The organism is Thermogymnomonas acidicola JCM 13583, from assembly GCF_001316105.1.
Lineage (GTDB): Archaea > Thermoplasmatota > Thermoplasmata > Thermoplasmatales > Thermoplasmataceae > Thermogymnomonas > Thermogymnomonas acidicola.
Genome location: NZ_BBCP01000012.1, coordinates 43613 through 50011, shown reverse-complemented (window position 1 = coordinate 50011; position 6399 = coordinate 43613). Strand labels below are relative to the sequence as shown.

At 55.9% G+C, this 6399-nt stretch carries 5 protein-coding genes, 1 tRNA gene and 2 pseudogenes; 6 read left to right on the top strand and 2 right to left on the bottom strand.

Going from position 1 to position 6399, the window contains the following annotated elements; all coding sequences use genetic code 11:
- Window positions 1–150: 150 nt before the first annotated feature.
- A complete protein-coding gene (locus JCM13583_RS10245) occupies window positions 151–564 on the top strand; it encodes an archease (protein WP_075057612.1) in 414 nt (137 codons plus the stop codon).
- Window positions 565–728: 164 nt separating this feature from the next.
- Here JCM13583_RS10245 and JCM13583_RS10240 read toward each other — a convergent pair.
- Window positions 729–2440: pseudogene (locus JCM13583_RS10240) on the bottom strand (radical SAM protein).
- A gap of 594 nt (window positions 2441–3034) precedes the next feature.
- Between JCM13583_RS10240 and JCM13583_RS10235 the strand changes: the two are divergent.
- From JCM13583_RS10235 to JCM13583_RS13160, 5 genes and pseudogenes are all read left to right on the top strand, one after another.
- Window positions 3035–3107 (top strand) — tRNA-Gly (locus tag JCM13583_RS10235).
- Between the two features lie 267 nt (window positions 3108–3374).
- Window positions 3375–3608, top strand: a complete 234-nt coding sequence (locus JCM13583_RS10230) for a heavy-metal-associated domain-containing protein (RefSeq protein WP_075057611.1) — start codon at window positions 3375–3377, stop codon at window positions 3606–3608.
- A gap of 11 nt (window positions 3609–3619) precedes the next feature.
- Window positions 3620–3843 (top strand): annotated as a pseudogene (locus tag JCM13583_RS13165) (FAD-dependent oxidoreductase).
- 7 nt (window positions 3844–3850) lie between these two features.
- Window positions 3851–4921 carry an NAD(P)/FAD-dependent oxidoreductase gene (locus JCM13583_RS10225; protein WP_171823590.1) on the top strand — a complete coding sequence of 357 codons (1071 nt, stop codon included), beginning with the start codon at window positions 3851–3853 and terminating at the stop codon, window positions 4919–4921.
- On the top strand, window positions 4897–5076 hold the full coding sequence (locus JCM13583_RS13160; protein ID WP_162509785.1) for a hypothetical protein: 180 nt from the start codon (window positions 4897–4899) through the stop codon (window positions 5074–5076). Before JCM13583_RS10225 ends, JCM13583_RS13160 begins: the two co-directional genes overlap by 25 nt.
- A 122-nt stretch (window positions 5077–5198) precedes the next feature.
- Here the strand turns inward: JCM13583_RS13160 and JCM13583_RS10220 are convergent, their stop codons facing one another.
- Window positions 5199–6365, bottom strand: coding sequence for an amidohydrolase family protein (locus JCM13583_RS10220; protein ID WP_171823589.1), 1167 nt, complete (start codon window positions 6363–6365; stop codon window positions 5199–5201).
- Window positions 6366–6399 lie beyond the last annotated feature (34 nt).

Sequence of the window (6399 nt, the reverse complement as noted above, 5' to 3'; positions counted from 1 at the left end):
CCTGGACGGGGATGGCAGGATGGGCCTGATCAAGGATGGGGGCCTGCAGGCACACCGTTGGACCCGGCGTGGACTGGAAACGCGCCGGCCGGCCTTTTGCTCTGATGGTAACACAATAAATTTTTATAATTTAGCCGTATGCAAATCCTGTTGAGGTACGAGATAGTCGATCACACCGCTGACGTGGCCGTGAGGGTCTTCGGGAACACGTACGAGGAGCTGCTTGCCAACTCAGTGTATGCGGCAGCCGACCTCTTCTACGACACGGCAAACCTTTATCCCGTATCCAGCACCATAGTGGACGTGGAGGGACACAGCGTTGAGGACGTGTTCGTTGAGGCCCTATCAAGGGTGATATACCTCTTCGAGACCACTTCGGTCCTCTACTTCGGTTGCGACGTGCTCTACCTCAAGGAGGGCTGGAGCGCATCCCTTGAGCTTTCTGGATCCCCGCTGCCCGAGGGGGGGGCAGAGGTCAGGTATGCACTTAAGGCCCCCCCCACGTACCATATGATCGAGATATCGCCAGAGAAGGGATACGCCTTCCTGGTTTTTGACGTGTAGCCTGCAGGCGGAGTTTCTGCTGGATGTCCCTTCACACCGACAGGATAGCATGTAAAGTCCCGGTTCCTGCAGCTGTGAGAACGCATCTGAAAACACGAAATTAAAGGTGGAGTTACCTGCTGCCTGAAATGAATGGGAATGAAAGAAATTGGAGTGTGGCCCACTCACTCAGGCTTGGTTGAGGATATCACAGGAACGGGGTCCTCAAGGTTCATGCCTATCTCGTCGTCCCTGAGCTTCCTGCCTATGCTCCTCTCGTAGAAGGCTATGATCTGCTTCTTCTCCTCCAGCGTGTAGTCCCTGAAGTACTTGTCCTGCTTTATCTTCCTCCCTGTCCTCTCCTCGTACACCTTCGCAGGTATCGAGTACTTCCTCTGGGTGGCATCCCTGTAGAGCTCGGGTATCACGTTGAAGGCGCAGAAAGGCACCACACGGCCGTCAGGCATGGCGTAGTGGATGTCGCACCTCTCCACACGGTCCACATCGTATGTGTACGGGTCCATGAAGTGCATGAAGCCTATGAACATCGTCTTGTAGTGGAACGCCTTGAGGCCATGGTAGTCGCCCTCCGTGAACGCGTTGTAGACCATGTCCTTGAGCTTGAAGTCCCTGGGCGCCTTCTCGTAGTCAACGAACTTCTTCAGCTTCATCAGCAGCTTAGTCGTTGTCATGGCCTTGCTGAGTGTCTTGAAGTTGGAGCTTTATCTCGTCTGCTAGCTCACCTATGTACTCGAACATTCCCTTGACGTCTATGAACCTGGTCACCGGTATGATCCTGTCACCGTCCTTGAAGATGTAGGTGCCCATGCCGCACGCGAAGTGGATGGAGAGCTTGTATGTCTCCTGGCCCTTCAGCTGCTCCACGAAGTTCGAGACCTTCGTTGTGGACGGAACGGTGAAGAAGTCCTCCCTGCCTATCAGCCCGTCCGTCTGCTGCTCGATCTTCTTTATGCAGCCAGGTATGGTCACCCTCTGCTTCTCCCTCATCCTGTCAGGCATCCTGCCGACCAGGCTTACCGGCTGGAAGTTAACCGCCCTCACTACGTCTATGTTGGAGAGGCCGAAGCGTATTATGTCCCCCCCCAGGTACATGTCGTTGATGCCACCAATAACCGTCGGGACGAGGACAACGCCGAGCGGCGCCTTCCTGTAGTTCTCCAGTGCAGCAGGTATCTCCCAGAAGTTCTTCGGGTTCGATCTGGGTGTCGGGCCATCAAAGCTTGTGTATATGACGTTTGATCCTGCTGCCCTTATCCTCTTCGGGAAGTCGGGGTCAAATGCAGCCCTTATGCTGTTCGTGTTCAGCTGTATGTGCTCGTAACCCTCCTCCCTGGCTATCTTGATTATGTCTATTATGTCATCACGTATTGTTGGCTCCCCACCGGTTATCTGGACTGCATTGGCACCCACAGGCTTCTCGTTCCTCATCCTGCGGAGCATCATCTTATCTGGTCCTGCGTGGGCTCGTATATGGGCTCGTTCTCCTTTGCGTAGAAGAAGCAGTACCAGCAGGAGAGGTCGCACCTGTTGGTCACAACTACGTTTCCAAGGCCGGTGTGTGACTTGTGCTTTATGCACAGCCCGCAGTGCGTCGGGCACACTATCTTCGATTCGAGATAGGCAACGTGCGGGTTAAGTATCCTCACACCGCCGTCCTGCCACTTCTTTGCCTCCTTGTACATCTCATAGTCTTCCCAGTACTTCTCCTTCGTTATGCCGTGCTCCGCGCACTCCTTTATGAGCCTGACCTCACCGGCCTGCTCATATACGATTGCAGGTATCCTCATCTGGTCGAACTTCTCGTCGTCGACGCAGATGGGGCATAGGCTCATCGTGACCCTTATGAGGAGCATATCAGGGTGATTAGGTGTCCCATGCTGTCCAAGAACTCATCGACAGTCTTGAACGGCGCATTTTTACTGATCTCGAAGTCATCAGCGAATCTGACTTCGGGATGCTTCACTCTCTCTTCAGATACCATCATCTCAGGAATCACCTGTTTCCTTTAACTATGAAAACTAAGAGTATTAAAATATTTTTGTATGCTATTCAGCGAAATATTCTCAGATTGTTTTAGTGCGTTGGTTGACAACCACCACAAACTCACTGGAATAATGATGATCATCCATGGAACCTATTCTAGACGGGATCTTAACAAATGTGGCCTGCACAATATTTATATATTGATTTATAAGGTTGGCACCGCTTTGCTACAACCATAGCATGGGAGTTGTAGCTAATCTCACTAAGAACATGCACAATGTTCCGGTCGGAACCCGTTGACATGTGGCCCCTGTTTATGGCGCTCGTTCAGTCCAGAGGGCGTGCCTCTGAAGCCAACCTCACTTCGGACAACCATTCACTGCGCTACCCTTACCCCCAGGGTAATGCCGCACAGCTTTCCCGAACCCCCGGGCCATGCTGGCGTGTTAGCATAAAATTAATTTGATCTTAGCTATCAGACTGCTGAGCGGGTGTGGTGTAGCCTGGTAACACGCGAGCTTGCCAAGCTCGTGCCCCGGGTCCAAATCCCGGCACCCGCAATCTGGTTTTCATCCCTGCCCTGTATCTAGACCCTCACGGCCCTTATTGTCTACCCGCACAGTACGGCCTTTTTCCCGTGAGCCCGATCGCCCTCCATATTGGCCTTGACCCAGTCACAGTAGACGTGGAAGACCGGGGGCTGCGCAGTGGCGCCTTGAACCCAACGCCTGCTGTGGTGTGTGTTCAATGGCCAGGTGCCAGAGGTCAGGCTACAGGTAAAGGAATCTTTACTTTCCCCTATATTAAGGCAAGTGTAATGACCAGTTATGGAACCCAGGAGGGTCGAGATAAGGATCTTCGGAATGACCTGCGATGAGTGTGTTTTGACGGTGAGGAAGGGCATAGAGGAGGTACCCGGAGTAGTCAGGGCAGATGTATTGCTGAAGGACGGGAAGGCTCAGGTCTACATCGATCCAGATATGGTGAGGCCTGAGGAAATACTGAGGGCCAGGGTGTTCCGGCAGCCGTACAGGTACCGTGCGATTGTGACGGAGAGGTGAGGTGACCCGGGATGGTTAAGGAAGAGAACTTCGACCTACTCATCATCGGGTGGGGGGGGCGGCCTCCTTCTCAGCAGCGATAAAGGCCTCGGAGCTCAGCGGCGGGCAGATGAGCATAGGCATGGTGGGTTACGGGAAAATAGGAGGGACATGCGTAAATGTGGGCTGCGTCCCCTCAAAGTACCTCCTGGAAGCATCCCATTCAGTGTACTACCCGCAGCACCCCCAGGATTGAGGGCATAGTGCCCTCGCAGGTGAACTACGACTTCAGTAGGATCATGGATGGCCTCAGGTCCTACGTCAGGGAAGCGAGGGAAAAGAAATATGTGAATGTCATCGAGGCATACGATAACGTCACAGCAATAGAGGGGGGGAAGGCCAGGTTCCTAGATGGCAGGACTGTTGAGATCTATGACGCCAGTGGCAGTGTCAAGGCCAGGGCATCTGCGCCCAACATACTCATAGCCACCGGCTCACGGCCCTCAGTGCCCAGCATAGATGGTTTGCGCGAGTCCGGATTCCTGACAAGCGATACCGTGTGGGACCTGGACCGCCTACCGGCCTCGTTCCTCGTAATAGGAGGCGGTGCCATAGGCCTCGAGATCGGGCAGGCCCTTGCCCACCTTGGTTCCGAGGTCACTGTGGTTGAGGCCATGGAAAGGCTCCTCCCGCAGACGGAACCCGAGATAGGAGATGCTGTACTGAAGAGGCTGGAAGAGGAGGGCATGAGGTTCTACCTCAAGGCCAGGGTCATGAGTGTGAGTAAGAAGGGAGAGAGGAAGGCTGTGAAGGTGCTGACACACAGGGGGGGCACCGAGGAAATAGAGGTGGATGAGGTACTGGTTGCCACAGGCAGGGTCCCGAACACAGATGCACTCAACCTGGAGGCTGCCGGTGTCAAGACTGACAGGGCTGGATACATTATGACTGGAACGGACATGAGGACGTCCAGAGAGGGTATATACGCTGCGGGTGACTGCGTCTCCAAGAAGATGTACCTCGAGACCCTGGCAGCAAGGGAAGGTGTGGTTGCGGTGAGCAACATGTTCGGCGATGACATGAGGATAGACTACAGTTCCACCCCCCCATGGGCCGTCTTCACCTACCCGCAGGTCGCCGGTGTCGGTGTTACGGAGGAGGAGTACTCGAAAATGGCAGGCGCCTGTTCCTGCAGGGTCCTGCCCCCCCTGTCACAGCTCACGAAGGCGACAATAATGGGAGAGGGTGGTGGAATGATCAAGATCGTCATTGACCCGAACAGCGGCAGGATTGTTGGGGGGTCCATGCGCTGGCACCGAACGCCACGGACATAATCACGGAGGGAGCCTATGCGGTGAAGTACGGCTACACAACGGACGACATCATCTCCACGGCCCACATATTCCCCCCCTCTATCTCTGAGGGCATAAAACTGGCAGCGCAGGCGTTTGCACGTGATATATCCAGGATGTCATGCTGTGTGGAGTGAGTGCACAGGGACATGCACCCGCCCTCCGTGGGCCACGTTGCCTTCCACGTGGGCACTGATACCGGTATTCCAGGGGTACCGGGCCCCCCCTGGAAAATGCACCGGGAATGGGCAGAAGGGCATCAGGCACCGCGTTCCAACATTGTCTTCCCGGACTTTGCCACAAAGAGGATCCTGTCTGGCTCCAGGTTCGATGCGTCCTTTGTGGGGGGGTCGCCGCTCACCACAACGATGTCTCCCCTCTTGCCCCTGGCCAGGCGGCCCAGGTCTGGCCTGCCTATGCAGTCGGCAGCTGTGGACGTGGCGGCCCTCAGAGCGCCAACTGGCCCGAGATACCTCTGCAGGTACAGGACTTCGCGGTAGTTCATACCGTGTGGTTCCGTCCTTGTGCCCACGTAGTCTGTACCGCAGGCTATCCTGAGGCCCACCCCCCCTGTTGCGATCTCCATCTCCCTGGAGATGTGCCTCTCGATCATCTCGTCCCTGTATGGGACCCTGTCTCTGCGCTCCCTCATGTATGCAGAGAGCGTGGGAGTGTAAAACATGCCCCCCCGTTTCCGTATCTCCTCCGCGAGGTCCTCCGTCAGGCCCAGGCCATGCTCAACACTGTCAAAGCCGGCATCCACCGTGTTCCTGATGGCCTCCTCGCCGTAGGCGTGTGCGGCCGCTTTTAGGTGGGCCCTGTGCGCCTCCTCCGCTATGGCCGACAGCTCCTCCACAGTCAGCTCCGGCTTTATCTGCCCACCACCCACAAAGCTCCTGGAGGCATAGGCCTTGATGGCCTCCGCCCCCCCGTTACGAATGTTGAGCCTGACGGCCTTCCTGCACTCCCACGGGCCATCGCAGTAATAGGAATATGAGAGGGCCTTCGCCACCTCGTAAGGGAGGAACTTGGGGTCGTCGTCCCCCCCACCGGTCTCCGCTATGGAAAAGCCTGCGGAGACTATCCTGGGGGGGCCGTACAGCGATCCGACCTTCTCCGCCCTGCTCAGGCCCAGCGAAACCTTATCACCCAGCGTCCTGACAGTGGTGAACCCAGCGCGTATGAGGTGCCTGGCATCGTTGACGCTGTTCACGACCAGTACCTCCACAGGCTCCAGAACCCAGTCAGCGAGGTCATGCGATGCGGTCCCGAAGAAGTGTATGTGCGTATCTATGAGTCCCGGCAGTACCGTGATGTCCCTGTCAATGGCCTTACCGTTCACCTGGTTCGTGCCCTGCCTGGTCTCATCAACGTACTCGATCTCGCCGCTTGCCTCGTTCACGGATACCTCCGCCCTTTCCAGCACGGTCTCCCCATCGAAGACTCTGCCCTGAATATCA